Genomic DNA, 26,351 nt, shown 5'->3' on the forward strand with positions numbered 1-26,351 from the left:
ACAAGAACTCCCACGACGTGCGCGCCGTCCTCGACGAGCTGGGCGCCAAGCACAAGTTCATCAAGCCCCACTGCCCCTGGCAGAACGGCAAGGTCGAACGCTTCAACCGCACCCTGCAAACCGAGTGGGCCTACCGGCAGGTCTTCACCAGCAACCAGCAACGAGCAGCCGCCCTTGCGCCCTGGCTCGAGCACTACAACACTGAACGCCGCCACACCGCACTCGGCGGCCTCGCCCCGACCAGCCGACTGTCAACAACCTGACGGCCGAGTACACCTAGCACGCACCTCGGCCACCGGCGAGCAGCAGTTCTCGATGGTCCGACCGTGGCTGCGGCTGGCACTGCCGGACGGGTCGCGCATGGCCGCCGAGGCCTGGTTGTCGCACCGGCCCTCGGTGACGATCCGCAAGCACCCGTACATCGACACCGACCTGGCACAGATGAAGGCGCTGGGTGCGATCGATGACTCGCTGCACGCCTTCTTGTCAGCGGCCATCCGGGCCGGCAAGAACGTCATGGTCTCTGGTGACGCGGGCTCGGGCAAGACGACTCTCGTGCGAGCGCTGCTCAACGAGCTCGACCCCAACGAGCGCCTGGCCACGATCGAGGCGCAGTACGAGCTGCTGATGCACCGCCTGCCGCACCGGCACCAGCGCGTGTGGGCGGCGGAGGCACAGAGCGGCGGCGAGGTCGGTGTCGACGGTCGCCCTGTCGGCGAAGTCTCGTTGACCCGACTGATCGAGCTGAGCCTGCAGAAGAACGTCAAGCGCATCGTCGTCGGCGAGGTCGTCGGCGAGGAGGTCATGGCGATGATGGAGGCCATGCAGGGCGGACGCGGATCTGTCTCGACCGTGCACGCCCACTCGGCGCTGGACACCGTCGAGCGTCTGGTCACGCTGATCACCCGCGCCCGGGGCAACCTCGACACTGCCTTCGGCTACCGGCTGGTGGCGCAGAACGTCGACCTGATCGTGCACATCTCACTGGTCGACGAGTCCCACCTGGAGGGTGGACGCAAGTGGCGTCACGTCGACGAGGTCGTCGCCCTCGAGGTCTCGCGAGACACGCACGTGGCCCACACGAGGATCTTCGAACCGGACGAGTTCGGACGCGCCCGCCCCACGGGAGCGCTGCCCCCGTGGATCAGCGACGTGGAGCGTCACGGATTCGACGCCGGCTGGTTGGACCCTGCAGCCAGCACGTGGGGGCCAGCTCCCGACCTGCTGGTCCGCGATCGGGGAGCGCGATGACGGGCCTGGTGATCATCTCGGCGATGGGCCTGGCCCTTGGGTTGACCCTCGTGGTCGCCGGGTGGACCTCACCGCCCGCCCCGGCCTCTCGCCCCAAGCGGACGCGCACGGCGACCTTCAGCGCGACCGACCGGCGCAATCTGCTCATCGGGGCCGTGATCGGGCTGCTGCTGGCGTTGTACGGGTGGGTGATCGCGCTGGTCATCCTGCCCGTCTTTGCCGTGGCCCTGCCGTGGCTGATGCGCGTGGACCGCGGCACGACCCCGGAGCAGCTCGAGGCGGTCGAGGAGTGGGTGCGCTCTCTGGCCAGCGTCATCGGCGCGGGGCAAGGCATTGCCAGCGCGATCATCGCCACGCGCACCTCGTGCCCGCAGCAGATCCGGCCGCAGGTCGACATGCTCATCAGCCGCATCCATGCCCGACGTCCCCTGACGGACGCGCTCTACGCCTTCGCCGACGACCTGGACAACCAGGTCGGTGACTTCGTGGCCACGGCCCTCATCCAGGCAGCCCAGCACGAGGGGGCCGGTCTGCGCGAGGCCCTGAGCGGTATCGCCGCCGACGTCACCGAGGAGGTCCGCGCCCGACGGGACATCGAGGCCTCCCGAGCCGGGGCGCGTACCCAGGCACGGCTGATCACGATCATCGTGGTCACGGTGCTGGCGCTGTTCGTCTTCGTCACCCCCATCGGAGCCCAGTACCGCACGCCCAACGGCCAGGTCGGTCTCCTGCTGCTGGCGATGCTCTTCCTCGGCGCGCTGTACTGGCTCAAGCGCGTGGCCAGCGTCAAGCCGTTGGCCCGCTTCCTCGTCACGCCCACCCCGAGCGAGGGGCGGTCATGAGTCCTCTCGTGCTGGCCATGCTCCTGTCCGCCGTGACGGGCATCGGCGTGACCCTGGTCCTCGCGGGGCTGACGCCGTCCAGCCCGGCCCTGGACGCCGCAGTCGCGCGCCTGCGGCCGGACACGCTTCGCCCCGAGCGGGGCCGGACCACGCGAAGCAGCGAGCTGACGCGGACCGAACGGCTGGGCTCGTGGGCGCTGGCGCGCACCGAGCGGTACACCTTCCTGCGTGCTCCGGAGGCGGACCTGGCCCTGCTCCAGATCCCGGTCGAGGTGCACTACGGCAAAAAGGTCATCGCGACCTTCGCGTCGCTGCTGGCGTGCACCTTCCTGCCGATGCTCCTCGGGCTCGGCTTCGTCATCCCCTTCGGTATCGGGATGCTGTTCGCGGCCTTCGCGTGGTTCGTGCCGGACCTGAGCGTGCGCGACCGGGCCAAGGACAGCCGTGAGGACTTCGCCTACGCGTCCGTGTCGTACCTGCGTCTGGTGGCCATCGCCCGAAGGGCGGGTCTTGGGCTGGTGGCTTCCCTGGACTCGGCAGCGCACAAGTCCGACTCGTGGATGTTCCTGCGCATCCGTGAGGAGCTGCGGCTGGCCCGCTGGGCCGGCGAGACGTCGTGGGATGCGCTCGAGCGGCTCGCTGGGCGCACGGGGGTGCCCGAGCTGAAGGAGGTCGCGGACATCATCCGACTGGCCAACGACTCGGGCGCCAGCGTCAGCGACAACCTGCTCGCCCGCGCGGCCTCGATGCGTGACCGTCTCCTGACCCGCGAGCAGACGGCGGCCAACGCGGCCACGTCGTCGATGGGCATCCCGCTGGCCGCACTGGCCGTGCTCTTCCTCATCGCCATGCTCATCCCCGCAGCCATGCAGCTCTCCCCGGGCTGACCCCCTTCGACCTGACCAACTGACCGAAAGCACCACCACCAGGGAGGAACCCAATGCTTCGCTTCTTCACCGTCATCGCCATGCTGTGCATGGCTCCCGTGCGCCGCCTCGACCGGGCGGTCGAGGCACGCGGCCAGGACCCCGAGGCCGGACTGACGACCCTCGAGTACGTCATCCTCGGCGCGCTGGTCCTCGCCGTCGTGGTCACCGTCGCCGCGGTGATCACCGGCAACCTCGAGGACTGGGCCGACCAGATCCCCAGCCCGTAACCCGGTGAACGGCTGCCAGTCATGATGCTCTCGCCACGACACGTGGACGCGCCACGCACCTCGGGTCGGCTACACGCCGACCAGGGGGTCGTGACGCTCGAGGGTGCCGTGCTGGCTCCGGTCATCATCTTCGCGACGATGGTCATCGTCCAGGCGGCCGCGTACTTCATGGCCAACACCTCCGCGACCAACGCCGCGCAGATCGCGGTGGAGAGCGCGCGCGTGCAGGGGGCGGCCGACGCCGACGGTGTGACTGCCGGACGCAGGTACCTGTCAGGGGTGTCGGCCATGGAGGACGCCGATCTGAGGGTCTCCCGGTCGGCGACGACGGTGACCGCGACCGTGACCGCCCCGGCCCCCTCGATCGTCCCCTTGGTCCCCATGCCCGACGTGCGCGCCGAGATCAACGCTCCGGTGGAGCGGGTGACGCAGCCATGAGGTCGGACCGGGGGAGCATCAGCCTGGAGCTGGCGATCTGTGCACCGGTGCTGGTCGGCATGCTCGCGCTGGTGGGCATCTTCGGACGCACCGCGATGGCCACGTCGCACGTCGACGGGGCGGCCTTCAGCGCAGCCCGCGCGGCGTCGATCGAGCGCGAAGCGTCCCAGGCGCAGCCGGCAGCAGAGAGCGCGGCCCGCGACTACCTCGACCAGCAGGGCATGTCGTGCGAGGACGTCACGGTCACCGTCGACACCAGCGGCTTCGCGGCCCCGGTGGGCACGCCCGGCCAGGTCAGCGTGGACGTCTCCTGCCGGGTGCCGCTGTCGGACCTGGCGGCTCTCGTCCCGACCAACGACCGCACCTTCACCGGTGAGGCCGTCAGCCCGATCGACCGATACCGAGGAAGGTGAACGCAGTGGGGGAGACGCGACGGCGTCTGCGTGACGAGCGCGGCTATGCGGCGGTGTGGACCGTGGTCATCGGCAGCGCCCTGATGCTCGTGGGAGGGCTGGTCTACGACGTGGCCGACAAGGCCAACGAGGCCAGACGGGTGACGATGGTCGCCAACGAGACCGGCCGTGCGGCGGCCCAAGAGGTGACGACCGGCGTCATCTCCGGACGGTCCGACGGCGTCGACCCGCAACGCGCCGCGGAGGCCGCGGAGGCCTACCTTGACTCCACCGGCATGGACGGTCAGGTCACCGTCAGCGGCAGCCAGGTGAGCGTGACGACGACCCAGTCGTGGTCGCCGAAGATCATGCCCATCCTGCAGCCCGACACCCTCACGGCGACCGCCGTGACCGATCTCGAGCGCGTCACCCCCGGGAGCGCGCCATGAGCAACGCGCCCGCCTCCCGGACCACGGTGCTGGCACGCGGCCTGGCCTCACTGCTGGGCATCGTGCTGATCCTCGTCGGGCTGCCGCTCGCCCTGATCGTGCTGGGCGGCAACCCCCTTCCGTCGCAGCTGCCCAGTCTCGAAGAGGTCGGCGGCGCACTGACCCGCCCGGATGACGGCACGCTGCTCATCGGGATCGTGACCGTCGCCGGCTGGCTGGTGTGGGCGAGCCTGACGCTCTCCTTCCTCGTGGAGATCCCCGCTGCCATCCGCGGAGTCCCGGCCCCACGACTTCCCGGTCTGTCATGGCAGCAAGGTCGCGCCGCGGCCATGACGGGCGCCGTTGCCGCGATGCTCGCCGTCGGGGCACCCGCCGTGGCCCAGGCCGACCCCCGCCCCGTCGTCCGGGCCAGCGCGACGGCCCCGGCTGCTCAGCCCGAGTCGGAGTCCGTGCAGACCGTGACCGTCCGCGCCGGGGAGACCCTGTGGGGGATCGCCGAACGGGAGCTGGGCGACGGCCACCGCTACCCAGAGCTGGTCGAGGCGTCGGCTCACGTGGTGCAGCCCGATGGCGGTCGCCTGCGGGCGGGCGACACCATCCGCCCCGGCTGGCAGGTCGTGGTCCCGCAGACCGTCGTCAGCGGCCACGCCGAAGGGGAAGCAGCCCAGCCGAGCCCCGCTCAAGCGGACCTCGAGCAGCAGATGAGCGGAGCCACCCCTCCTCGGCACGATGCAGGTCCAAGCCCCGTGCGGGCACAACCTGCCGCTGACCTGCGAGGTGGCAGTGACGGCTCCGTGGGTACGGCACCAGTCGCCGACACTGCGAGTACTGCCGCCACCGTCGGGTTGGGCGTCATCGCGTGCGCCGGTGCTCTGGCGCTGGTGCGCTCACGACGACGACGTCAGCGACGCACCCGCCCGCCCGGCTGGCGCCTGGTCGTGCCGTCGACCGCTGCGAGCCGCGCACTGGCACGGCTTGAGGCCGAAGGCGACGAGGCTGCGCCGCGCGACCTGTATGCGGCGTTGGCTGATCTGGCACGTCGCTGCGCTCCCGGGGCGCTTCCCTCCCTTCGCGCGGCACGCCTGAGTGCCGAGACGATCGAGGTGTATGTCGTGGAGGAGGATCTGGCCGTGCCCCACCCGTGGGTCCCGGCCGGTGGAGGGACCTGGGTGCTCGACCGGTCCGGCGCGCCGGCCGGCACCGGTGACGGCTCCAGCCCGTGGCCCTGCCTGGTGACTCTCGGGCAGGACGACGACGGCGGTCACATCTTCATCAACCTCGAGCAGATCGGTGCGCTGCAGCTTGCCGGCGCCGGCCCCGACGTCGACGCGGTGCTGGCCGCCATCGCCATCGACCTGGCCACCTCGGCACATGATCGACCGCAGGTGAGCCTGGTGGGGGCCGGCGCAGACCTCGTGGAGGCGCTCGGGCTCCCGGACGTGACGTACACCCCCGACGTCGGTGAGGTCCTGGACCGCTGGGAAGGCAGTGCAAGGTCTGGATCGCCGCACGTCTTGCTGGTCGGTACCGATCTGAGCGCAGCCGAGGTGCAGCGGCTTCGAGCCCTGCGCTCGCAGGCACCTGCGGGGGCGCTGGCCGTCGTCTCGAGGTCCGAAGGCCTGTCTCAGTGGTCGCTGACCGTGGACGCCAGCGGGGGCACGCTCGCTGGGATCCTCGACCCCACCGGGATGATGGTGCGCCCACCACTCCTGGCTCGCCCCGACTACATGGACCTGCTTGAGCTGCTCCGCTCGACCTCCCATGAGCCGGTCCCGGGGCCCGGCTGGTCACAAGGCGCCCGTGTGGATCCCCTGACCCTGCAGACGCTGCCGCGCAAGAGCCTCGCCCGTCCCGCGGGGCCTGCCGACGAAGAGACGACCAGCCTCGCGCAGTTCACCAACGAGCACTCGCGCATACGGGTGCTGGGTCGTGTCGAGGTGACCGGCACCGGACCGCTGCCCGAGGACGAGGCGCTGGCCACCGAGCTGGTTGCCCTGATCGCCCTTCACCCGGGCTCCGACCTCGCGGGCGTCGCCCACCTGCTCGGGCTGCCGGAGCACGACGTGCACGGGGCCGTGCGCCAGACGCAGCAGTGGATGCATCCGTTGACGGACGGCGAGGCGAAGGGGGATGCCGTGCACCTGCAGCTGGAGGACGTGAGCGTCGACTGGCAGCACCTACGGAAGCTGGTGGGAACGACCTTGGCCGATGCGGACTCACCACGAGTCCGTGAGGCGCTTACACTCGTGACCGGCCAGCCCTTCGACGCCACACCCGAGGGCCGGTTCTCCTGGGCGATCAATGACCGGTGGGAGATCAGCGCCGCGGTGGCCGACATCGCCCACGAGCTCGCCCAACGATGCCTGCGCGCAGGTGACCCTGCAGGAGCTTCGTGGGCGGCTCGCAAGGGTCTGCTCGCCGAACCTTTGAGCGAGATGCTGTGGCGCGACGAGGTCCACGCAGCGTGGCAGGCGGGCCAACGGGACAAGGCGAGCAGCGTGCTTGACGAGGCCGAGTCCACGGTCGGTGACCTCTCCGGTCTCGCCCAGGAGGCCGCCGCCCTCGGGGAGGAGCCCCGCCCAGCGCCCGCCGGGCAGGCCACTCTTGCCCCGCAACGGCCGGAAGGGGTGAGGTCCCGATGAGCGCGCAGGTCACGCACGGGGCGGACACCGGCAGGTTGCGTGAGATCGCCGCTGGTCTGTCGGGGCTGTCCAAGCAGGTCGCGGGTGTCGAGCAGGCAGGGTCGTCGCAGCTGGGCACGTTGGTGGAGTCCTGGGTCGGCGACGACACGGAGGTCTTTGCCAGTGATTGGCGGGAGGCGTCGCCGCAGCTGACGGCTGCGGCGGACCGGTTGTCTGCGTTTGCCCGGCTCTTGGAGGAGCAGGCTGAGCAGCAAGATCAGGCATCCAGTGGCGGGGCGGTGCCCGGCGGGCACGGGCGAACGCCTCCTGGCCGTGATCCCCTCGACGATGTGCGTGAGCTTCTGCGAGGGCTCGACGGGAGGCGTCCTTCGTGGGTGAACGCGTCGACAGCGCTACCGACCGCTGGGCCCTTTGCCGACAACCCGATTAGCAACTGGTGGGCAGACGTCAAACGCAAGGTCGGGAAGGTTGGTGTGGAGATCCCGGTACCGCCCACCCCCGGCGAAGCGGTCGACGCGGCCAACGACTGGTGGCAACACGAGGTGATCTTCACCGAGCGCGGCGCGGACGCACTGGATGCGATTGATGGCGCAGCCGACTTCGTGGAGTCGGTCCCGAAGTTGGACTACGTGATCCCGGTTCCCGGCACCCCCTTCGCGATCCCATCCGACAACCCCTTGTCGCGGTTTGGTGCGTCCACCGCGGCCGACGAGATCCGCTCGTGGGGTGACATGGCCCAGGACCCCAAGGGGTACTGGAAGAGGGAGTTGTCCTCGAACGGCGGCCGCGCCAACCTGGCGGCCTCTGTCCTGCTCGGGCCTGTCGGTCGCCTTGGCGGCCGCGGTGCGAGGCGAGTGGCCGATGAAGTCGAAGACATCTACCGGGGGATCCGACGCGACCCGGTGAAGAAAGTCGGCTCCTACGACATCCCAGAGGGAGCAGTTCGCGTCGACAGCGGCAAGAAGTTCAACTGGAACAAGGAACTGAACAATCCGAAACCGAACAGCACCTACGTCGTCGACAACCGATTCGTGTACGTCACCGACGAGCACGGTCGAGTCACCGAGGCGCACGGTGTCCTGACCGACGAGCCTGGCCGCCGCAGCGGGTACCAGCAGCGCAAGGCTGGCGGGGATGACCGGCTGCCGGGCGACCAAGGCGGGCGCATCTTCGGCAAGGGCGTCGGCGGTCCGGGCGAGGGCATCAACTTGCTCGCCATGTCGAGACAGGCCAACCAGTCCGACTACGCCCGTCTCGAGAACCAGTGGCGCACGCTGCTGAAGGAGAAGCCGCCACCAGAACTCGAGGCCAAGGTCATCCCGGTCTACTCGGGCGACTCCAAGCGCCCCGACAAGTTCATGGTCGAATGGAGCAAGGATGGCGAGCAGCAAAAGCGAACCCTCATCAACAATGACTAGGAGGAGCGACCCGTGGACGTCCAGCAGGTAGCAGGCATGCAAGCGGCGATCGTGCGTGATGCCGTTGATCAGGCGCCAAGTGGCTGGACGCGAATCCAGATCGAGGTGTCGTCGTTGGACGGAGTCACCGTGTTTGATTCGCTTGCGGACTTGCCGAGCGCGCCCAAGCCCGTTCGTTATTTTCCCGACGAAGCCACGTTCTTGTCAGCTGACTTGCCGAAGGCGATGTACCAGCCGGGCAAGGGGACTTGGTTTTCGATGGAGTGCACTGTCGAGCCATCGGGGGAGTATCACTTCACGTTCAACTACGACCAGCCGGTGGTATTCGACGACCGTGAGCCCACGGACGACACATGGATGAACGACCTGCGCCGCTACCCCCGTGATTGGGACAACATCCCTGACTGGCATCTGGTGAAGCAGCGCTACACCGAGGACGAGTGGCTGGCCAGCGTCCAGCGGTACAAGGACTGGCTCGCAAGCGACGACCAGAGTCCCTTCACGGGCTGAGGGGCCGGTAGGGCCGCTCGGGCCAACCGCGAGCCGCAGGTCGTTGGTGCGGATGCATCGGCTCTGAGACCGCCTGTGCAGTGACACCTCGACCGCGGTCGTCTGGTGCGGCTCGTCGACGGCTGACGCCGTGGTGCCGGTTGGCAGGTGCCAGAAGGTGACCACGGATGTGGATGCGATACTTCATGGGCCTGCCGGGCTGCGAATGGTGTTGCGACGCATGGGGAGTGCTAACCGTCGCGCCGAGCCCGGGACCAATAGTGCGGTCCGGCTACGGGAGCGAAAAGTTGCTTGATGCAGACGACCGTGCCTCGAGGTGTGGGAGTGGAGCACCCGTGGTGGAGTGGGCTGGGGACCAGATTCGCGGCACCCGTCGCGGCCGACCGAGAGGACATCTATGCAGGGGATGCTGATCCGATCTTCTTCGGCATGGTTCGCATCCTTCCAACTCACAAGGATGCGGCGCGATATCTGGGCCGCTTCAGTACGTGAAGAACGGATATCTGGAGGAACTTGATGCACCCACGTGACGTGGCCACCCTTGAGGATCTCCGCGCGTATCTGGAGGGCGAGCGCCGTGAGTGGTTCACCATCGGCTGGCGAGATGACCGTGATGTCTACATGACCGATGGCACCACGCTGTTCGAGAGGTTGTCGGACGGCCGTGTCGAGGTGACTGGTTGGAGCCGCGGCACCCACATGTCCACCGCCGAGTACCCCGATCTTCGATCCGCGGTACAGGTGTTCGTCAACGACCATCTTGCGGACAAGGTGCGGCTCGAGCTGTCGGGGCAAGGGCTGTACGAGTTTGTGCAGGTCGTCAAGGCGACCTCGACGGACGGCCCGGTCCCGTCCGAGGGGCGCTGGGTTGTGGTGGTGTCGGAGGGTGCGTTCCATGTGGGTGGGATGACGATGGGGCGCTTCCGGCACTACGAGTCTTTCGAGGATCCTCAGCTGGCGGTGGATGTGCTGCAACGGTTGGTGCGGGGTCGGGGTCCGGTCGAGGTGGCTCCTGACGGGCAGGAGCTGGCTCGGCGGGGGCAGGTCACGGGGCAGGGGATCGTCGAGCGCACCCGGCAGCGGGGCCACGCGGGTGAGCCTGGGGTGGGGCCGGGGGATGTCCTGGATCGTGTGGGCCACGAGTCGGGGTCGCAGCTGTTTGCGTTGGGCACTCCCTTCGCGATGCGGTCGCAGCCGCCGGACATGGTGGGGGCGGAGTATCACCGCTACCGGGTGGTTGACGGTCTTCCGGATGCGCGGGAGGGCACGGCGGTGGCGTGGTTCGGGCAGCCGGGTGGCGGGGCGATGATCGTCGCGGAGCATCCAGTGCGGTGGTACCTCGACCATGGTCATCTGGTGGAGCTCGTCGACGGGTGAGGTCGTGCGGGCGTTCGGCAGCTGGCGGAAGGGTCGCCAGGGGTTTCGTCGCGGTAGGTCACGGGCCTCGCCGGCTTGCGGGCGGGTGTTGCGGCTCGTGGGGAGTGTGGCCCATCGCGCTGGGACGGGACCTGTACGTGCGGTCGTCGACAGGGTCGATCACTGGGGTGACGTGGACGACCGCGTCTCGAGGTGCGTGTGTGGGTTTCCCTTGATGGGGTGGGGTAGGGGCCAATGTTCGCGGCACCTGTCGCAGCCGACCGAGAGGACATCCATGCGCCCGACGCTTACTCGATACACCCAGGCTTTGGCATGCGCTGCCGCGCTGCTGACCTTGGCTGCGTGCGGTGGCGACGCTGACGGTGAGAAGACGAGCGCGTCGAGCAGTTCGACGTCCTCGGAGCCGACCTACGACGACGACTACGCATACGCTCAGGCGGAAAAGGCTCAGACGAAGCTTCGTGGCATTAAGCCCAACGAGCCAATTCCGAAGGGAGCAACGTGGGCCACTCGCTCGTACATCAAGGCGTACAACGAAGACGTCGCCGACCAGAAGAACGCCGGTGTAGTGGAGAGGGGCTCGGTCACCGTAGATGCGATGCACCCGTTGGATTCAAACCCCGAAGCGCCAGGTGGTTGGGATCTCACGATGTATCAATGCAGTACATCCACGGTCCGGTATTTTAAGGATGGGGAAGACGTCACCGCGCGTCCCGAAGACCCGAACAAGCCGATGCCGTCCGGGCCCCAGAAGAATGTCCACCTTCTCAGCTTCAAGACGCCTGATGATGGCCGGACCTGGCAGATTGACAATGCCCAACTCGTCTACGGCGCTGAGGTCAAGGAGACGCCGTGCGCAAGCGACTGACCCTAGCGGTCGGGGTTGCATTATCACTTACTTTCTCGACAACACTGCCATCCGCTGCCTTTGTGCCTACCAAGACCATCATCGACAAGAACGGTAAGGGTTCTCGGTGGAAAGTAGTGGCTGATACACCATCGGTTCCCAAGAGTCAGACCACGACGCAGCCGCAGGGCCCCGCCGAAGCGGTGTCAACTGCGTCAAGCAGGGATATCTGAAGGACCTTGATGCACCCACGCGATGTCGCAACGCTTGAGGATCTGCACGCGTACTTGCGTTCCGTGGGGCGCGATTGGGATTATCTCGGGTGGCTGGGTGATCCCGAGGTTCGGGAGACGGATGGGACCACGCGACTGCAGCGTCTGGGCGATGGTTCTATCGAGATCACGGGGTGGAGCCGTGGGAAGCAGAGGACCCGGTATCGCTTTCCGGATCTACGGTCCTTTGCGCAGGGGATGGTCAACTCCGATCTCGCGCACAACTTCCGGGCACATCTGTCGCAGCGCGGTCTATGCCGGGACGTGGCTGTGTCTCGGATGCCGGCGCCGAGCGAACCGGATGACGCCCCGCCCGAAGGGCGCTGGGCGGTGGTGGTGTCAGAGGGTGCCTTCCATGTGGGTGGGATGACGATGGGGCGCTTCCGGCACTACGAGTCTTACGAGGATCCTCAGCTGGCGGTGGATGTGCTGCAACGGTTGGTGCGGGGTCGGGGTCCGGTCGAGGTGGCTCCTGACGGGCAGGAGCTGGCTCGGCGGGGGCAGGTCACGGGGCAGGGGATCGTCGCGCGGACCCAACAGCGGGGCCACGCGGGTGAGCCTGGCGTGGGGCCGGGGGATGTCCTGGATCGGGTCGGTCACGAGTCGGGGTCGCAGCTGTTTGCGCTGGGCACTCCCTTCGCGAGGCGGTCGCAGCCGCCGGACATGGTGGGGGCGGAGTACCACCGCTACCGCGTGGTCGACAGGCTTCCGGATGCGCGGGAGGGCACGGCGGTGGCGTGGTTCGGGCAGCCGGGTGGTGGGGCGATGATCGTCGGGGAGCATCCGGTGCGGTGGTACCTCGACCACGGTCATCTGGTGGAGCTGATCGACGGCTGAGGGCGAGGTGATGGTCGGCCGGTGCCAGGAGGTGACCAAGAAGCTGGGCGCCGCAACTGGCGCTCGGCCAGCTTACGAATGGTGTTGGGGCGCATGGGGAGTGCTGCCCATAGCGCCGAGGCAGGCTCCCTTCGTACTGTCATCTACGAGAACCAGAAGCTGCGTGACGTAGACGACCATGCTTCGAGATGCGTGAGTGAGCTTTCCATGATGGTGTGGCTTGGGGACCAATGTTGGCGACACCCGTCGCGGCCGACCGAGGGGACATCCATGCGCCCGACGCTCACTCGATCCAGTCAGGCCTTGGCCTGCGCTGCTGCGCTGCTGACCTTGGCTGCGTGCGGTGGCGACGCTGACGGTGAGAAGACGAGTGCGTCGAGCAGCTCAACGTCATCGGAGCCGACGTACGACGACGACTACGCCTTTGCGGAGGCAAAGAAGGTCTCTCCCAAACTTCGCGCACACGACCCCAACACCCCACTGCCCGAGGGAACCGAGTGGGCCACGGCCTCCTACATCAAGGCCTACAACGGCTCAAGGGCGGAGATGAAGAAGCAGGGGATCAGAGAGAAGGGCACGGTTACGGTCGAATCCACCCATCTCGCGGAGTCGAACCCCGACGCAGTGGGCGGTTGGGATTTGACGGTGTACGAGTGCAGCACCTCTACCGTTCGCTACTACCAGGGGAGCAAGGACGTCACCTCTCGCCCTGAGGACCCCAGCAAGCCCGCTCCCAAGGGGCCCCAGGAGAATGTCCATCTCGTCAGCTACACGACCCCGGACGGCGGCAAGACTTGGCAGCTCGACAAGTCCCAACTGCTGCTCGGTAAGGACGCGAAGGAGTCACCGTGCGCAAAGTAGTTGTGCTCGGATCGGCCGCAGCCCTGACTCTGGCTGTGGCTCTGCCGGCGTCTGCCCTCCTCCCCACCGAAACCATCGTCGATATCAACGGGAACTCCGGACAAGCGTGGTTCAACGCCGACGATGAGGAGGGCGATGGGAGCGAGGACGAAGGTACTGGAACCGGCGCCGGGGCTGGAGACGGGAGTTCACCGGCGAGCACGCCCACCAATCAGCCTGCGGTGTCGCCGGCGAAGCCCCTGACAGAAGAGGAAAGGTCGCGCATCGCTGCAGGTCTCGGTGCGTGTGTTGGCGCGAAGGTTGCCTCTGGAACTGCTGTATCTGGATGTTTTGGGTCGGTACCGAAGGTTTCCCCCGTGGTTCCGGCCGCGCAGGTTGTACGACCGCGGGTGTCGGTGGCTTCTGTCCGTCAGGAGGCCGTTGACCAGATCACGTTGACCAAGCCTGATCTACAGGCGTCGGCATGCCTGGCCGACGCGGGCTCGTGTCGGGGCACGTCATCCCGGTCTACTCGGGCGACTCCAAGCGCCCCGACAAGTTCATGGTCGAATGGAAGCAGGACGGTAGACGGCAAGATCGAGTGATTGTCCGAAACACGTGAGGAGGCGCGGTGGACGCGGTGCAGGTGGGACAGATGCAGGAGATGATCGTTCGCGACCTCATGGAGCAAGCTCCGCCGGGGTGGACTCAGGTGAGAGCGGCGGCCACGTCGATCGATGGCTACATGCAGTTCTCGGCTCGTGCAGACGTACCTGGACAAGAACCCGACGTCATGTGGCCGGACACGGCAACCATCGTCACGTCGGATCTGAGTGAGGCAATGTACAAGTCCGGGAAGGGCACGTGGTTTTCGATGGCGTGCACCGTTGAGCCATCGGGGGAGTACCACTTCACGTTCAACTACGACCAGCCAGCCACATTCGGTGATCGTGAGCCCGCGGAGGAGTCGTGGATCAACGACCTGCGGCGGCACCCCCGCGACTGGGACAACATCCCTGACTGGCACCTGGTCAAGCAGCGATACACCGAGGACGAGTGGCTGGCCAGCGTCCAGCGGTACAAGGACTGGCTCGCAAGCGACGACCAGAGTCCCTTCACGGGCTGAGGGGCCGGTAGGGCCGCGCGGGCAACCGCGAGCCGCAGGTCGTTGGTGCGGATGCATCGACTCTGAGACGGCCTGTGCGGTGACACATCGACCACGGTCGTCTGGTGGAGCTGATCGACGGCTGAGGGCGAGGTGATGGTCGGCCGGTGCCAGGAGGTGACCAAGAAGCTGGGCGCCGCAACTGGCGCTCGGCCAGCTTACGAATGGTGTTGGGGCGCATGGGGAGTGCTGCCCATAGCGCCGAGGCAGGCTCCTTTCGTACTGTCATCTACGAGAACCAGAAGCTGCGTGACGTAGACGACCATGCTTCGAGATGCGTGAGTGAGCTTCCCAAGACCCTCAAGAAGGGCACCGACGTCCGGACCGACCAGAAGGGCAAGCCGATCAAGGCCGGAACCGAGATGGTCAACCTTGTGACGATGAAGCGCGGACGCCACCACGACGACCCGTGGAAGGTCGACGCCACGCAGGTCGGCTACAAGAAGTCTTGCAGCAGCTAGAGGGAAACATCGTGAGGACTGCAATCGCGTCGCTGGCGCTACTCGGCCCAGGACCCCAAGGGGTACTGGAAGAGGGAGTTGTCCTCGAACGGTGGCCGCGCCAACCTGGCAGCCTCTGTCCTGCTCGGGCCTTTCGGTCGCCTTGGCGGCCGCGGTGCGAGGCGAGTGGCCGATGAAGTCGAAGACATCTACCGGGGGATCCGACGCGACCCGGTGAAGAAAGTCGGCTCCTACGACATCCCAGAGGGAGCAGTTCGCGTCGACGGCGGCAAGAAGTTCAACTGGAACAAGGAACTGAACAATCCGAAACCGAACAGCACCTACGTCGTCGACAACCGATTCGTGTACGTCACCGACGAGCACGGTCGAGTCACCGAGGCACACGGTGTCCTGACCGACGAGCCTGGCCGCCGCAGCGGGTACCAGCAGCGCAAGGCTGGCGGGGATGACCGGCTGCCGGGCGACCAGGGCGGGCACATCTTCGGCAAGGGCGTGGGCGGGCCGGGCGAGGGCATCAACCTGCTGGCGATGTCGAAGCAGGCCAACCAGTCCGACTACGCCCGTCTCGAGAACCAGTGGCGCACGCTGCTGAAGAAGAAGCCGCCACCAGAACTCGAGGCCAAGGTCATCCCGGTCTACTCGGGCGACTCCAAGCGCCCCGACAAGTCCATGGTCGAATGGACGAAGAACGGCGAGACCCAACCCCGAGAGTTCATTGCGAACGAATAGGAGTGCCAATGAACATTCAGAAGGTGCATGAGCTGCAGGAGTCCATCGCACGGGACATGCTCGCTGCCGCCCCGTCCGGGTGGACCAAGGCGAGTGGCTACGTCACGACCATCAACGGCCACTCATGGTTGGACTTCTTGGCCGACGTGCCTGGCCGGGACGCGCCCGTCCGATATTTTCCGGACGAAGCATCTATTGCTGCCGCTGACCTCGATCGTGCGATGTACGAGCGTGGGAGGGGGACATGGTTTTCGATGGAGTGCACGGTCGAGCCATCGGGGGAGTACCACTTCACGTTCAACTACGACCAGCCAGCCACATTCGGTGATCGTGAGCCCGCGGAGGAGTCGTGGATCAACGACCTGCGGCGGCACCCCCGCGACTGGGACAACATCCCTGACTGGCACCTGGTCAAGCAGCGATACACCGAGGACGAGTGGCTGGCCAGCGTCCAGCGGTACAAGGACTGGCTCGCAAGCGACGACCAGAGTCCCTTCACGGGCTGAGGGGCCGGTAGGGCAGCTCGGCCAACCGCGAGCCGCAGGTCGTTGGTGCGGATGCGTCGGCTCTGAGACCGCCTGTGCAGTGACACCTCGACCGCGGTCGTCTGATGCGGCTCGTCGACGGTTGACGGCCCTGCTCCCACACGGCCCCTCGAGGTGACACGATGAGCGCGCGGGGAGACCGCACCATCTCGTCCCAGGAGGATGCACGCGTGGAGCAGGAACGGTCGGGGGAGGACGCGCAGCCGGACGGTGTCGAGGCCGAGGTCGTCGAGGAGCCCGTCCACGAGGAGCCCGACGCGGAGCCGGAGCAGGACGAGGCGACGGACCCCCCTTCGGACGTCGCTTCGAGACGCTCGCAGAGCGAGCTCCTCAGCGAGCGTGATGGGGACTCGCAGAGCGAGCTCCGCCCACGCGGAACGTGGGACCCAAGCGAGCGTGATGGGGACTTGCAGAGCGAGCTCCTCAACGAGCGTGCTGAGAGCGAGGACGAGGTCGTGCACACGACCGACGGGGAGGTGCGGCAGGCCGACGAGGCCGACGACGACGCCGAGACCATCCCCGTCGCCGAGACGCGCACACCCGACCCGACCCATGAGCACGAGGCGCCCGAGGAGGAGTCGCGGGTGCGGGTGTCGCTGTCGCCGACCCTGACGATCCTGCTCGGGCTGGCCGCCGGAGCCGTGGCGATCTCCGGCCTGCGGGAGGTGTCGGGCATCATCGCGCCGACCTTCCTCGCGATGACCCTGATCATCGCCGTCTATCCGGTCTACAAGGTGCTGCGCCGCTTCCTCGGCTCGATCATCTCCGGGCTGCTGCTCATCGTCATGCTCTACGGGATCCTCGCCTTCCTCGGAGCGTCCATCGGCCTGGCGGCCAGCCGCTTCGCGACCGAGCTGGCCAGGCCGGAGTACACGAGCACCTTCACCGGGCTGGTGCGCGACGGACGCGACCTGCTGCTCGAGCGGGGCATCGAGGCCCAGGAGATCGACGAGGCGATCTCGAACTTCGACCTGCGCAACCTCACCGGCCTGGCGACCTCGCTCGCCAACACGATCACCGGCCTGACGACGACGATGCTCTTCCTGCTGACGGTGATGATCTTCCTCGTCATGGACGCCGGCGGCTTCAAGGGGCGCCTGTCGGCCATCCACCGGCACAAGCCCGACGTCGCCGACGCCCTCGTCGACTTCGGCTACCGGGTGCGCAAGTACTGGATCGTCTCGACCGTCTTCGGCATCATCGTCGCCGTCATCGACTACTTCGCGCTCGTTTGGCTCGGCGTGCCCTTGGCGATGACCTTCGGTCTGCTCGCCTTCGTCACCAACTACATCCCCAACATCGGCTTCGTCCTCGGCCTCATCCCGCCGGCCTTCATCGCGCTGCTGTCGGGCGGGGTGTCGACGATGATCTGGGTCATCGCGATCTACTGCGTCGTCAACTTCGTCATCCAGTCGATCTTCCAGCCGAAGTTCACCGGCGACGCCGTCGGCATCAATGCGACGACCGCCTTCCTGTCGCTCGTCTTCTGGGCCTACGTCTTCGGGGCCCTCGGCGCGCTGCTCGCCATCCCGTGCACCCTGCTCGTCAAGAGCCTGCTCATCGACCGTGACCCCAGGGCCCGCTGGATCAACCAGTTCATCGCCAGCGACCCGCGCGAGCGACGCAGCGCCCAGCCGACGTAGGGGAGCGGGCCACCCCTGCCGTAAGGTGACCTGTCGTGGCTGTCGACTTCGAGACCGAGATCAAGCACCTGCGCACGACCATGGCGTCCGTGCGCGAGGTGACCGACCTGCCTGCGCTCGAGCAGCAGATCAGCGACCTCGAGCAGCAGGCCGCCGCCCCCGACCTGTGGGACGACCCCGAGTCGGCGCAGGGCGTGACCTCCGCGCTGTCGCGGGCCAACGCCGAGCGCGACCGCATCGTCGGCATGGACTCGCGCATCGACGACCTCGAGACGCTCGTCGAGCTCGGGACCGAGGAGGGCGACGCCGACACGCTCGCCGAGGCCGAGACCGAGCTGACCAAGGTCGCCAAGGCGGTCAGCGAGCTCGAGGTCCGCACGCTGCTGTCCGGGGAGTACGACGAGCGCGAGGCCGTCGTGACGATCCGCGCCGGCGCCGGTGGCGTCGACGCCGCCGACTTCGCCGAGATGCTCATGCGCATGTACCTGCGCTGGGCCGAGCGCCACGGATACCCGACCAAGGTCATGGACACCTCCTACGCCGAGGAGGCGGGCCTGAAGTCGGCCACCTTCGAGGTCAACGTCCCCTACGCCTACGGCAACCTCTCGGTCGAAGGGGGGACCCACCGCCTGGTGCGCATCTCTCCCTTCGACAACCAGGGCCGGCGCCAGACCTCCTTCGCCGCGGTCGAGGTCATCCCGCTCATCGAGGGCACCGACTCCATCGAGATCCCGGACAACGAGCTGAAGATCGACGTCTTCCGCTCCTCCGGCCCCGGCGGCCAGTCGGTCAACACGACCGACTCCGCCGTGCGCATGACGCACATCCCGACCGGCATCGTCGTGTCGATGCAGAACGAGAAGTCGCAGATCCAGAACCGCGCCGCCGCGCTGCGCGTCATGCAGTCGCGACTGCTCCTGCAGAAGAAGGCCGAGGAGGCCGCCGAGCGCAAGGAGCTCGCCGGCGACGTCAAGGCCAGCTGGGGCGACCAGATGCGCTCCTACGTGCTCAACCCGTACCAGATGGTCAAGGACCTGCGCACCGAGCACGAGACCGGCAACCCGTCCGCGGTCTTCGACGGTGACATCGACGGCTTCATCGAGGCCGGCATCCGCTGGCGCATCGAGCAGGCCAAGTCCGAGGACTGATCCTCCCGCTCCCCGGGACTCGATGGGGAGTTCTCCCCACTGCGTGACGCCCGTCATGCCTCTACGGTGGTCCACGGACCATCAGGGGGTGGCGCATGGAACCGAAGGGGACGGCCGTCAAGGCGACGGCCATGAGTCGTGAGGCGTGGGACGTCGTGCTCGACGCCGGGCGCCGGCCGGGGGCGTCGAGCGCCGTCTGGGCCGAGCTGGGTGAGCGGGGCATGGCGAAGGGGAGAGACCTCACCCCGCTGTGGAGAGACGTCGTCGCGGGCCTGTCGCGCGCCGACGCCCGGCTGGAGGTCCTGGCCCGTTCGGGGGCGATGCGGTTCCGTACGACCATCTCGGTGATGGGGACCCTCTGCCTGCTGGAGACGTCTCGTGAGCGGGTGGTCGCCGAGGGTGAGGTCACTCGAGAGCCCCGGGTGCTGGTGCAGATCGTGCGGCCCGACGCGGTGTTCGACGCGGTGTCGCGGGTGCTGCCACCGGTCGACGCGCTGCGGGCCGATGACCGGGTGGCCGACGAGGTCGGCGTCCCCGTCCCGGCGACGGATCTTCCCTTCGGCGGAGAGGCGGTCTCGCTCGACGAGCGCGGCGCGGGACCGGTGGGCGCGACCGCCGGTGTCGGCGCGCCGACGGGTGACGGGGGCTGGTTGTCCACGGCGGAGCTGACCGAGGGGCACCAGGGCGACGACCTGCGGCCGGACGAGGCGATGGTTCGGGCCTTCGCCGCTCTGCTCGGTGAGATGTCCGACGAGCCCAGTGCTGACGAGTCTGCGGATGCTCTGGCGTCCGTCCCGGGGGTGGACCCGAGGCTGGCCGAGATGCTGCGGGAGCCGGAGACCGAGGTGGTCGTGCTGCGCAGTCCGGGGCGTCGTGGGGCCCGCTCAGCGGAAGGCGCCCTGCAGATGCTGGGTGGGCTCGCCCTTCGTCAGTGGGTCGTCACGGACGAGGGTTTGGTCGCCGTTCGCGCGGACGTCGGTGGAGTGCGGGTGCTGGGTGTCGAACCGGGCGATCTTGCCGACGAGGTGCGCCGGCTGGTGGCCGGAGACGTCGCGGACATCGAGGCGGTCGCGGAGTACTTCGGGGAGGACTCATGAGCGTGCAGGAAGGGCTGGAGCCCAAGGCTGTTCGTGCGGCCGGTGAGCGCATCGAGTCGCTCGGCAAGCAGGTCTCGGGCATCCAGGACGACGGCAACGCGATGCTCAAGGTGCTGTCCGCGGTGTGGGAGGGGCCCGATCTGGGGACCTTCGAGAGCGGGTGGTCGGAGGCTGGGCCGCAGGTGGCGCAGGCGGCCGAGACGCTGCGTGCCGCGGGGGCTGAGCTGCGTCGGCAGGCCGAGGACCAGGTGCGTGTCAGCGATGGCGAAGGGAGTCGCGGCGGCGGTGGCGGCGGGTGGGGTTGGCCCGACTGGGACCTGCCGGACTTCGACTTCCCGGACCTGAACCCCTTCGACGGGTGGGACTGGGACCTGCCGGACATCGACTGGCCGGACATCGATCTGGGCAAGCTGTTCAGCGACTTCTGGGACGGCTTCCTCGACCTCCTCGAGGGCATCGGCGACTGGTGGGACGACATCCCTTGGTGGGGTCAGCTGATCATCGGGGTCGTGGCGGTGATCGTCATCGCTGTCGTCCTCTTCTTCGTCGGCCTCGAGGTCGCCGCGATCGTGGCGGCGCTCGGCACGATTGCGATGATCGTCGGGGCGATCATGACTGTCCTCGACCTTCTCGACGAGATCGCCGAGTTCCTGCGTGACCCGAAGGCGGCGATCGAGAAATTCCTGAACGACCCTCTCGCCGCTCTGGACGACCTGATCTGGTTGGTCGTCGGCGCGCTGCCCTGGGGTATCGGCAAGGTCTTGCAGCGCTTCCGCAAGCCGCTCAAGGAGCTCTTCGAAAACGCCGCTCCCTGGCTGAAGAGGAAGTGGGACGACGTTGCGGCCTGGGGTAAGAAGAAGTGGGACGACGCGGAGGGCGCCATCCGTCGAAAGTACGACGAGTTCTTGGACTGGGCATCAGCCAGGCGCAACAAGAAGGACCTTGGAGGTGGCCTCGACGTACACGAAGGGCGCACGACTGAGGGGTCGAAGCGGGGACCGGGGCACGTCCAGCGGGACCACGTCGGCAAATCGGATCAAGACATGATCAATCGGGCGAACGGGGACAAGCCAGTGCCGACTTCGAGTTACCCGTCGAATGCTCGCGCCGAGCGTGCAATCGCGGACAACGTGAATGAACACGAGAAGCAGATTCAGAAGTGGCTGAGGAATGCGAAGCCGAATGAGTCGAAATCGTTCGACTCCCAGCACGACTACCCCACTGGACGGCACGTTCCGAAGGGCGGGACGAGCGCTTCCGACGTAACTGGTAGCAGAGTCGTCATCGTGCCTGACCCGAAGATGCCGAAGGGGTACCGAATCCTGACGTCCCACCCGATTCCCTAGGTAGGCTGATGAGCATGTCGCTTGAGCTCAGTTTCCCGGCGTTGCACAACTTGATGAGCGCTGGCTTCAATCAGGACTTTTGGGAGCTCGATGGGTCACCCCAAGCAGTAGTCAGCGCCTTCACCCCTGAGCCGATATTTTGCGCTCGGATCCCCGGCGAGGTGGATCGGCTTGTGGCTCAATTCGAGGGCGAGGCATTGGACGATGCCCTGCAAGAGATGGGTAACTGCTACGACTATGCCAAGGACGGCCTGACCGGAGGAGACTGGCTCGCTGCCGTGGTGGCACAGGTCCGGGCCGAGGCTCCGACGACTGACGAGATCAGCGCGCTGGTGGGACGTGACGTCACGCAGGTGCTGTGGTCGGCGCCGATCAGTATCCGGACTGCCAGTTCGGAAGTCGTGTTCGAGGGAGAAGTGAGTGTCGATAACGGAGTTGACTACTACGACGTTCCAGCAGATGGAGAGCCCAGCATCGATGGTCTGGTTGGCCACGAGATCCTTGCGGCCTTCGTGGAAGACGACCAAGCTTGGCTGGCCACAGCCCAGGTGCGGGTCATCGGTGCGATGGCCGCCGTTTCGTCTCCTTCAGCCTGAAGTGCTGGGGCGCACGTGCGTGTCGGCTTCGTCGATGGCTGGACCTGACCCGGATGTCCTGCAGCCAGCCGCGTCAGGCCAACGCCGCTCATGATCTCAAGCATCGACCCGACGACTGGGAAGGCAGCCAGTCCACTTGATCAGGAGTGCCGGTAGCGGGGAGGCGGCCCTCTCGCCTGAAGGAGCGACGCGTGGATCTCAAGCTCGAGTACCCGGCGCTGGCCGACCTGCTGTCAGGCGGCTTCAACCAGGACTATGAAGACATCTTCGGTGATGCGGAGGACGTCCTCGCCATGTACGCGGCGGACCCGGTGTTCTGCGCGCGGGTGCCTCGGGAGGTCGACCAACTGGTCTCGACCAACGAAGGGGCGGCGCTCGACGAGGCACTTGCTGCCCTGCACAACGGGTACGCGTACGAGGCCCACGGACAGACGGCTCGGGAGTTCCTCGAGATGGTCGCCGAGCGGGCGCTGGAGCGCACGGTCGCCCCGGTCGCTCCGTATTCGGAGCTCGTGGGCCAGAAGGTCAGCTCGGTCGTGGAGGGCCCGCCGGTGGGCGTGGTCGTCGGTGACACGGTGGTCGTTTTCACCTCCGGGATGATGTGCTCTGCGTCTGGGGGACGTGGTCTCACCGATGTCGACCAGGCACGTCTCGCGATCGGCCAGCCCGTGCTGTGGGTGGGGGAGAGCAACGGCGGGATCAGCATTGCCACGGCGCGGGTGCGGATCTTCACGCCAGCGGGCCCGAACGCGCCGGAGCCGTCCTTCGAGATCCGGCAGGCCGCGGGACACGGGCTACTGCGAAGGGAGGCGGACAACCGGTGAGGCGATTCGATGCCATGGAGGACCCCACGGTGGCAGCTTGGGTCAACGGACTCGAGCCGTCTGGGACGGTGGGCTTGTACGTCAAGTACAAGGTGGGAGTGGCTGGCCTTGTCGCCGTCGCAGACATCGCCTTCCCAGAGCTCATCGAAGTCGACGGGCTGGTGTTCATCAAGGCTCGATATTCGGGCTTCTCCCAGAAGACGCTCGATGACTGGCGTGAGCGTCTGGGAGACGATCGAGCAGCCTTGTCCCGTGTGGTCAACCACTTCGTTGTCTGGGACGAGATCGAGGTGGAAGGGGAGGGCTCGGACGACAGCGACAACATGGCGGCTGAGTTCATCGCCGAGTGCTGGCGGGCGAGGGCAGCAGCCGACTTCCCTGATCGGAATATCGTCGTCGAAGTCGTCGACCAGTACGGGCCCACCGTGGTGATGTACGAACCGAACGCCTAGCGACATGGGGCCAGATGCCATGAATGACGAGCTCGGAGTCCTCGACGAGACGTACGCAGCGCTCTTTGACACCTTCCTCAGCGGTGCCGTGGAGGCTGCGGCCTTTCGGTCGCAGTTCTACGCGACGGTGACATCGGACGCCCGCCTCGGGGACGACGTCCGCTACGCCATCCTCCAGCGGGTCTTCTTCGGCCTCGAGGATCTCGTGCTGGATGGGGATCTTCCCGACGGCGAAGAGCGTGATCACGACGAGATCGACGAGGCCGCCTTCCGGGAGATCCTGGCCAAGGCCGCCCGCGACCTCAAGCATCGACCCGACGGCTGGGAAGGCAGCAACGGCCAGATCCAGGGTGCGGGTGGCCCGGGAGGTTCAGACCTACCTGATGGGTCGAAGGAGGCGACACATGGATCTTGAGCGTGAGTACCCAGCGCTCGTTGACCTGATGATGTCGGGCTTCCATCTGGACTTCTGGGACTTCCACGAGTCGCCGGAAGCTGGACAACAACTACGACTACGAAGAGGAGGGCATCACTGCATCGGCGTGGCTGACCGCGGTGCGGGACCAGGTGGTCGCCGAGACGCCTTCGGTCGAGATGATCGACGCGCTCGTGGGCGCGCGCGTCCTCGGTGCGACAGGCGGGAAGGTGCTCACGGTCCAGGCGGACGCCGGCTCGATCCGCTACCGCGGCGGCGCTCTGGTCCATGCGTTGGGCCGTGGCCGAGTGTGCGCTCGGGGTGAGGGGTCGTACTTTGTCAGGACGGCCGTCGGGGAAACATCCTCGTCGCCTTCGACACCGGGGAGCGGCTGCGGCTTGCCACGCGCTCGCTCCAGCTGGTCAGCGACACAGAGGGGCGCAGGCCCCATTGGACGTTCACTCCGGTCACCTCGTGAGGTGTTGAGGACCTAGAGGCGGGCCGTGACGGTCATAGCCTGACCTCATGCACCTGCACCTCGCCCCCGACGCCGACGGCCTGAGACTCGAGCTGGACGACGACGCCCGCCGCTTCCTGCGGGCCAACATCATCGAGGCCATGCAGGAGCTCGGTGAGGACGAGTACGACACCCGGACGGGGTTCACCCTCGACGAGGCCCGACGGGTCGCCGACCTGCTGAGCCCACCTGCGCCGGGCACCGCGGACCCGTCGTCACCCGGCCCGATCGACTGAGGGCGGCCACCTAACGCGCCGAGGTCACGCGGGTGTCACGGCCTCGCAGCGAAGCGACATATCCTGCAGGCGGCCGTTCACCCCCTTCGTCCGCGTAAGGCCCCGAGCACCTGATGATCCGTTTTGAGAACGTCACCAAGAGATATCCCAACCAGAGCCACCCCGCTCTCGACGGGATCGACCTCAACATCGACCGCGGTGAGTTCGTCTTCATCGTCGGCGCCAGCGGCTCCGGCAAGTCCACCCTGGTGCGCCTGACAATCCGCGAGGAGGTCGTCAGCTCCGGCCGGCTGCTCGTCGGCGGCCACGACCTGCGCAAGATGCCGCAGCGCAAGGTGCCGCAGCTGCGCCGCCAGGTGGGCACGATCTTCCAGGACTTCCGGCTGCTGCCCAACAAGACGGTCCAGCAAAACGTCGCCTACGCGCTGCAGGTCATCGGCCGGCCCCGCCGCGCGATCCGGGCGCTCGTGCCCGAGACCCTCGAGCTCGTCGGCCTCGCGGGCATGGAGAAGCGGATGCCCCACGAGCTCTCCGGCGGTGAGCAGCAGCGCGTGGCCATCGCCCGCGCGGTCGTCAACAAGCCGCCGGTGCTCCTCGCCGACGAGCCCACCGGCAACCTCGACCCGGCCACGAGTCTGGACATCGTCCAGCTGCTGCGCCGCATCCACGACTCCGGCACGACGATCGTCATGGCCACCCACGACAACGTCATCGTCGACGAGATGCGCAAGCGCGTCGTCGAGCTCGAGGACGGCGTGATCATCCGCGACGAGGAGGGCGGCAGCTACGTGCCCAAGGCCGTCGACTCCCGCGACCGCGACGAGCGCGAGGCCGACCGGGCCCACGACGACCACGACGACGACCACGACGACGGGGCGCTGGCGCCCCAGGAGGACCGACCGATCGGCGAGGTGCACGCCCTGGACGACTGGGACGACGACGCGGAGGACCTGCTGCGATGAAGCCGTCTGTCTTCGCCGACGCCTGGGAGGGCCTGCGGCGCAACAAGTCGATCGCCGTCTCGGTCATCCTCGTGACGATGATCTCGCTCTACCTGCTCGGCGTCGGCCTGCTCGCGCAGCGCCAGGTCGACCAGATGAAGGGCTACTGGTACGACCGCGTCCAGGTCTCCATCTACATGTGCACCGACACCTCGGCCCAGCCCAACTGCTCCACGGGGGCGGCGACGCAGGACCAGCGCGAGTCCGTGGCCGCCCAGCTCGAGGAGATGGAGCCGCTCGTCAAGGACGTCTACTGGGAGTCCGAGGAGGAGGCGTACTCGCGCTTCAAGCAGGACTACAAGAACTCCCCGCTCGCCGGGCACATCCGGGTCGGGGACATCCCGCCGAGCTACCGCGTGCAGCTGTCCGACCCGGAGGAGTTCGAGACCGTCGCCTCCGCCTTCGAGGGAGCGCCGGGCGTGGCCAGCGTGCCCAACCTGCGCGAGGTCTTCTCCCCGCTCTTCCGCGCGATCAACATCATCACCGCGGTGATGGTCGGGCTGGCCGCGCTCACCCTCGTCTCGGCGGTGCTGCTCATGGCGACGACGATCCGGCAGGCGGCCTTCACCCGCCGCCGTGAGATCGCGATCATGAAGCTCGTCGGCGCGTCCAACCGCACGATTCGCACCCCCTTCATCATCGAGACGGTCGCCTCCGGGCTGATCGGGGCGCTGATGGCGATCGGCCTGCTGTGGGTGTCCGCCTGGGCGCTCTTCGACAGATATCTCCTGCAGGAAAACTCGGGGACGGCCTTCATCTCGTCCAACGACGTGTGGGTCATCGCACCCTTCCTGCTCGTCGGCGTCGTCGTGCTCGCCATCGGGACCTCGACGGTGACCCTGTGGCGCTACCTGCGGGTGTGATGCGCGGCCACGCCGAGCGGCGCAGGGTCCTGTTCACCGGCC

At 67.4% G+C, this 26,351-nt stretch carries 30 protein-coding genes; all 30 read left to right on the top strand.

The genetic code is table 11. The annotated features are described in order from the left end of the window. A partial coding sequence (locus B9B60_RS13315; protein WP_143445587.1) for an integrase core domain-containing protein occupies positions 1–263 on the top strand: 263 nt, incomplete at its 5' end. 52 nt (positions 264–315) lie between these two features. Next, entirely contained in the window at positions 316–1,251 is a 936-nt protein-coding gene (locus B9B60_RS13320) for an ATPase, T2SS/T4P/T4SS family (protein ID WP_084452126.1), read from the top strand. Next, positions 1,248–2,093: a type II secretion system F family protein gene (locus B9B60_RS13325; RefSeq protein WP_084452128.1), complete on the top strand. Its 846-nt coding sequence runs from the start codon at positions 1,248–1,250 to the stop codon at positions 2,091–2,093. The genes B9B60_RS13320 and B9B60_RS13325 overlap by 4 nt, the downstream gene beginning before the upstream one ends. Then, the gene (locus B9B60_RS13330) at positions 2,090–2,980 is read left to right on the top strand and encodes a type II secretion system F family protein (RefSeq protein WP_084452130.1); all 891 of its coding nucleotides are present in this window, start codon (positions 2,090–2,092) and stop codon (positions 2,978–2,980) included. Before B9B60_RS13325 ends, B9B60_RS13330 begins: the two co-directional genes overlap by 4 nt. A gap of 53 nt (positions 2,981–3,033) precedes the next feature. Further along, complete coding sequence (locus tag B9B60_RS13335; protein ID WP_084452132.1) at positions 3,034–3,249, top strand: hypothetical protein; 216 nt, start codon at positions 3,034–3,036, stop codon at positions 3,247–3,249. A 42-nt stretch (positions 3,250–3,291) separates the two neighbouring features. Beyond that, on the top strand, positions 3,292–3,687 hold the full coding sequence (locus B9B60_RS13340; protein WP_084452134.1) for a TadE/TadG family type IV pilus assembly protein: 396 nt from the start codon (positions 3,292–3,294) through the stop codon (positions 3,685–3,687). Continuing rightward, complete coding sequence (locus B9B60_RS13345) at positions 3,684–4,100, top strand: TadE/TadG family type IV pilus assembly protein (RefSeq protein WP_084452136.1); 417 nt, start codon at positions 3,684–3,686, stop codon at positions 4,098–4,100. The genes B9B60_RS13340 and B9B60_RS13345 overlap by 4 nt, the downstream gene beginning before the upstream one ends. A 5-nt stretch (positions 4,101–4,105) precedes the next feature. Next, on the top strand, positions 4,106–4,528 hold the full coding sequence (locus B9B60_RS13350; RefSeq protein WP_084452138.1) for a TadE/TadG family type IV pilus assembly protein: 423 nt from the start codon (positions 4,106–4,108) through the stop codon (positions 4,526–4,528). Beyond that, a complete protein-coding gene (locus B9B60_RS13355) occupies positions 4,525–7,170 on the top strand; it encodes a LysM peptidoglycan-binding domain-containing protein (protein ID WP_084452140.1) in 2,646 nt (881 codons plus the stop codon). The genes B9B60_RS13350 and B9B60_RS13355 overlap by 4 nt, the downstream gene beginning before the upstream one ends. Beyond that, positions 7,167–8,588 (top strand): DNA/RNA non-specific endonuclease, encoded by a 1,422-nt coding sequence (locus B9B60_RS13360; protein WP_084452142.1) that lies wholly within the window; start codon positions 7,167–7,169, stop codon positions 8,586–8,588. The genes B9B60_RS13355 and B9B60_RS13360 overlap by 4 nt, the downstream gene beginning before the upstream one ends. A 12-nt stretch (positions 8,589–8,600) precedes the next feature. Beyond that, positions 8,601–9,098 carry a hypothetical protein gene (locus B9B60_RS13365; protein WP_084452144.1) on the top strand — a complete coding sequence of 166 codons (498 nt, stop codon included), beginning with the start codon at positions 8,601–8,603 and terminating at the stop codon, positions 9,096–9,098. Positions 9,099–9,629: 531 nt separating this feature from the next. Then, positions 9,630–10,475, top strand: coding sequence for a TNT domain-containing protein (locus B9B60_RS13370; RefSeq protein ID WP_159451212.1), 846 nt, complete (start codon positions 9,630–9,632; stop codon positions 10,473–10,475). Between the two features lie 274 nt (positions 10,476–10,749). Beyond that, on the top strand, positions 10,750–11,343 hold the full coding sequence (locus tag B9B60_RS13375; protein WP_084452148.1) for a hypothetical protein: 594 nt from the start codon (positions 10,750–10,752) through the stop codon (positions 11,341–11,343). A gap of 221 nt (positions 11,344–11,564) precedes the next feature. Then, the gene (locus B9B60_RS13380; RefSeq protein ID WP_084452150.1) at positions 11,565–12,431 is read left to right on the top strand and encodes a TNT domain-containing protein; all 867 of its coding nucleotides are present in this window, start codon (positions 11,565–11,567) and stop codon (positions 12,429–12,431) included. A gap of 270 nt (positions 12,432–12,701) precedes the next feature. After that, positions 12,702–13,292, top strand: a complete 591-nt coding sequence (locus tag B9B60_RS13385; RefSeq protein ID WP_084452152.1) for a hypothetical protein — start codon at positions 12,702–12,704, stop codon at positions 13,290–13,292. A 610-nt stretch (positions 13,293–13,902) separates the two neighbouring features. Continuing rightward, positions 13,903–14,397 (top strand): hypothetical protein, encoded by a 495-nt coding sequence (locus B9B60_RS13390; protein ID WP_084452153.1) that lies wholly within the window; start codon positions 13,903–13,905, stop codon positions 14,395–14,397. Between the two features lie 317 nt (positions 14,398–14,714). Continuing rightward, positions 14,715–14,897, top strand: coding sequence for a hypothetical protein (locus B9B60_RS13395; RefSeq protein WP_084452155.1), 183 nt, complete (start codon positions 14,715–14,717; stop codon positions 14,895–14,897). A 165-nt stretch (positions 14,898–15,062) separates the two neighbouring features. Continuing rightward, positions 15,063–15,626, top strand: a complete 564-nt coding sequence (locus B9B60_RS13400) for a DNA/RNA non-specific endonuclease (RefSeq protein ID WP_159451213.1) — start codon at positions 15,063–15,065, stop codon at positions 15,624–15,626. An 8-nt stretch (positions 15,627–15,634) separates the two neighbouring features. After that, positions 15,635–16,132 carry a hypothetical protein gene (locus B9B60_RS13405; RefSeq protein ID WP_084452158.1) on the top strand — a complete coding sequence of 166 codons (498 nt, stop codon included), beginning with the start codon at positions 15,635–15,637 and terminating at the stop codon, positions 16,130–16,132. A 161-nt stretch (positions 16,133–16,293) separates the two neighbouring features. After that, the gene (locus tag B9B60_RS13410) at positions 16,294–17,814 is read left to right on the top strand and encodes an AI-2E family transporter (protein ID WP_084452168.1); all 1,521 of its coding nucleotides are present in this window, start codon (positions 16,294–16,296) and stop codon (positions 17,812–17,814) included. Positions 17,815–17,849: 35 nt separating this feature from the next. After that, a complete protein-coding gene (prfB, locus tag B9B60_RS13415) occupies positions 17,850–18,962 on the top strand; it encodes a peptide chain release factor 2 (RefSeq protein WP_084452170.1) in 1,113 nt (370 codons plus the stop codon). A 95-nt stretch (positions 18,963–19,057) separates the two neighbouring features. After that, positions 19,058–20,059: an ESX secretion-associated protein EspG gene (locus B9B60_RS13420; protein WP_084452172.1), complete on the top strand. Its 1,002-nt coding sequence runs from the start codon at positions 19,058–19,060 to the stop codon at positions 20,057–20,059. Then, positions 20,056–21,405, top strand: a complete 1,350-nt coding sequence (locus B9B60_RS13425; RefSeq protein ID WP_084452174.1) for an RNase A-like domain-containing protein — start codon at positions 20,056–20,058, stop codon at positions 21,403–21,405. The genes B9B60_RS13420 and B9B60_RS13425 overlap by 4 nt, the downstream gene beginning before the upstream one ends. Before the next feature lie 14 nt (positions 21,406–21,419). After that, positions 21,420–22,001 carry a contact-dependent growth inhibition system immunity protein gene (locus B9B60_RS13430; RefSeq protein ID WP_143445589.1) on the top strand — a complete coding sequence of 194 codons (582 nt, stop codon included), beginning with the start codon at positions 21,420–21,422 and terminating at the stop codon, positions 21,999–22,001. A 191-nt stretch (positions 22,002–22,192) separates the two neighbouring features. Beyond that, positions 22,193–22,825 (top strand): contact-dependent growth inhibition system immunity protein, encoded by a 633-nt coding sequence (locus B9B60_RS13435; protein WP_084452176.1) that lies wholly within the window; start codon positions 22,193–22,195, stop codon positions 22,823–22,825. Continuing rightward, positions 22,822–23,277: a hypothetical protein gene (locus B9B60_RS13440; RefSeq protein ID WP_084452177.1), complete on the top strand. Its 456-nt coding sequence runs from the start codon at positions 22,822–22,824 to the stop codon at positions 23,275–23,277. The genes B9B60_RS13435 and B9B60_RS13440 overlap by 4 nt, the downstream gene beginning before the upstream one ends. Before the next feature lie 19 nt (positions 23,278–23,296). After that, the gene (locus B9B60_RS13445) at positions 23,297–23,692 is read left to right on the top strand and encodes a hypothetical protein (protein WP_084452178.1); all 396 of its coding nucleotides are present in this window, start codon (positions 23,297–23,299) and stop codon (positions 23,690–23,692) included. 525 nt (positions 23,693–24,217) lie between these two features. Further along, the gene (locus B9B60_RS13450) at positions 24,218–24,445 is read left to right on the top strand and encodes a hypothetical protein (protein ID WP_084452179.1); all 228 of its coding nucleotides are present in this window, start codon (positions 24,218–24,220) and stop codon (positions 24,443–24,445) included. 113 nt (positions 24,446–24,558) lie between these two features. Continuing rightward, positions 24,559–25,407 (top strand): cell division ATP-binding protein FtsE, encoded by an 849-nt coding sequence (gene ftsE / locus B9B60_RS13455; protein WP_084452180.1) that lies wholly within the window; start codon positions 24,559–24,561, stop codon positions 25,405–25,407. Then, positions 25,404–26,309: a permease-like cell division protein FtsX gene (gene ftsX / locus B9B60_RS13460; RefSeq protein ID WP_084452181.1), complete on the top strand. Its 906-nt coding sequence runs from the start codon at positions 25,404–25,406 to the stop codon at positions 26,307–26,309. The genes ftsE and ftsX overlap by 4 nt, the downstream gene beginning before the upstream one ends. Positions 26,310–26,351: the final 42 nt, after the last annotated feature.

This window comes from Janibacter indicus (genome assembly GCF_900176385.1).
GTDB classification, from domain to species: domain Bacteria; phylum Actinomycetota; class Actinomycetes; order Actinomycetales; family Dermatophilaceae; genus Janibacter; species Janibacter indicus.

Coding starts and splice junctions, on each gene's coding strand:
- B9B60_RS13330 (WP_084452130.1), top strand. CDS start 2,090: ATGAGTCCTCTCGTGCTGGCCATGCTCCTGTCCGCCGTGACGGGCATC.
- B9B60_RS13345 (WP_084452136.1), top strand. CDS start 3,684: ATGAGGTCGGACCGGGGGAGCATCAGCCTGGAGCTGGCGATCTGTGCA.
- B9B60_RS13355 (WP_084452140.1), top strand. CDS start 4,525: ATGAGCAACGCGCCCGCCTCCCGGACCACGGTGCTGGCACGCGGCCTG.
- B9B60_RS13360 (WP_084452142.1), top strand. CDS start 7,167: ATGAGCGCGCAGGTCACGCACGGGGCGGACACCGGCAGGTTGCGTGAG.
- B9B60_RS13335 (WP_084452132.1), top strand. CDS start 3,034: ATGCTTCGCTTCTTCACCGTCATCGCCATGCTGTGCATGGCTCCCGTG.
- ftsE (WP_084452180.1), top strand. CDS start 24,559: ATGATCCGTTTTGAGAACGTCACCAAGAGATATCCCAACCAGAGCCAC.
- ftsX (WP_084452181.1), top strand. CDS start 25,404: ATGAAGCCGTCTGTCTTCGCCGACGCCTGGGAGGGCCTGCGGCGCAAC.
- B9B60_RS13385 (WP_084452152.1), top strand. CDS start 12,702: ATGCGCCCGACGCTCACTCGATCCAGTCAGGCCTTGGCCTGCGCTGCT.
- B9B60_RS13410 (WP_084452168.1), top strand. CDS start 16,294: ATGAGCGCGCGGGGAGACCGCACCATCTCGTCCCAGGAGGATGCACGC.
- B9B60_RS13325 (WP_084452128.1), top strand. CDS start 1,248: ATGACGGGCCTGGTGATCATCTCGGCGATGGGCCTGGCCCTTGGGTTG.
- B9B60_RS13430 (WP_143445589.1), top strand. CDS start 21,420: ATGTCGCTTGAGCTCAGTTTCCCGGCGTTGCACAACTTGATGAGCGCT.
- B9B60_RS13450 (WP_084452179.1), top strand. CDS start 24,218: ATGCACCTGCACCTCGCCCCCGACGCCGACGGCCTGAGACTCGAGCTG.
- B9B60_RS13445 (WP_084452178.1), top strand. CDS start 23,297: ATGAATGACGAGCTCGGAGTCCTCGACGAGACGTACGCAGCGCTCTTT.
- B9B60_RS13420 (WP_084452172.1), top strand. CDS start 19,058: ATGGAACCGAAGGGGACGGCCGTCAAGGCGACGGCCATGAGTCGTGAG.
- B9B60_RS13425 (WP_084452174.1), top strand. CDS start 20,056: ATGAGCGTGCAGGAAGGGCTGGAGCCCAAGGCTGTTCGTGCGGCCGGT.
- B9B60_RS13375 (WP_084452148.1), top strand. CDS start 10,750: ATGCGCCCGACGCTTACTCGATACACCCAGGCTTTGGCATGCGCTGCC.
- B9B60_RS13380 (WP_084452150.1), top strand. CDS start 11,565: ATGCACCCACGCGATGTCGCAACGCTTGAGGATCTGCACGCGTACTTG.
- B9B60_RS13320 (WP_084452126.1), top strand. CDS start 316: ATGGTCCGACCGTGGCTGCGGCTGGCACTGCCGGACGGGTCGCGCATG.
- B9B60_RS13405 (WP_084452158.1), top strand. CDS start 15,635: ATGAACATTCAGAAGGTGCATGAGCTGCAGGAGTCCATCGCACGGGAC.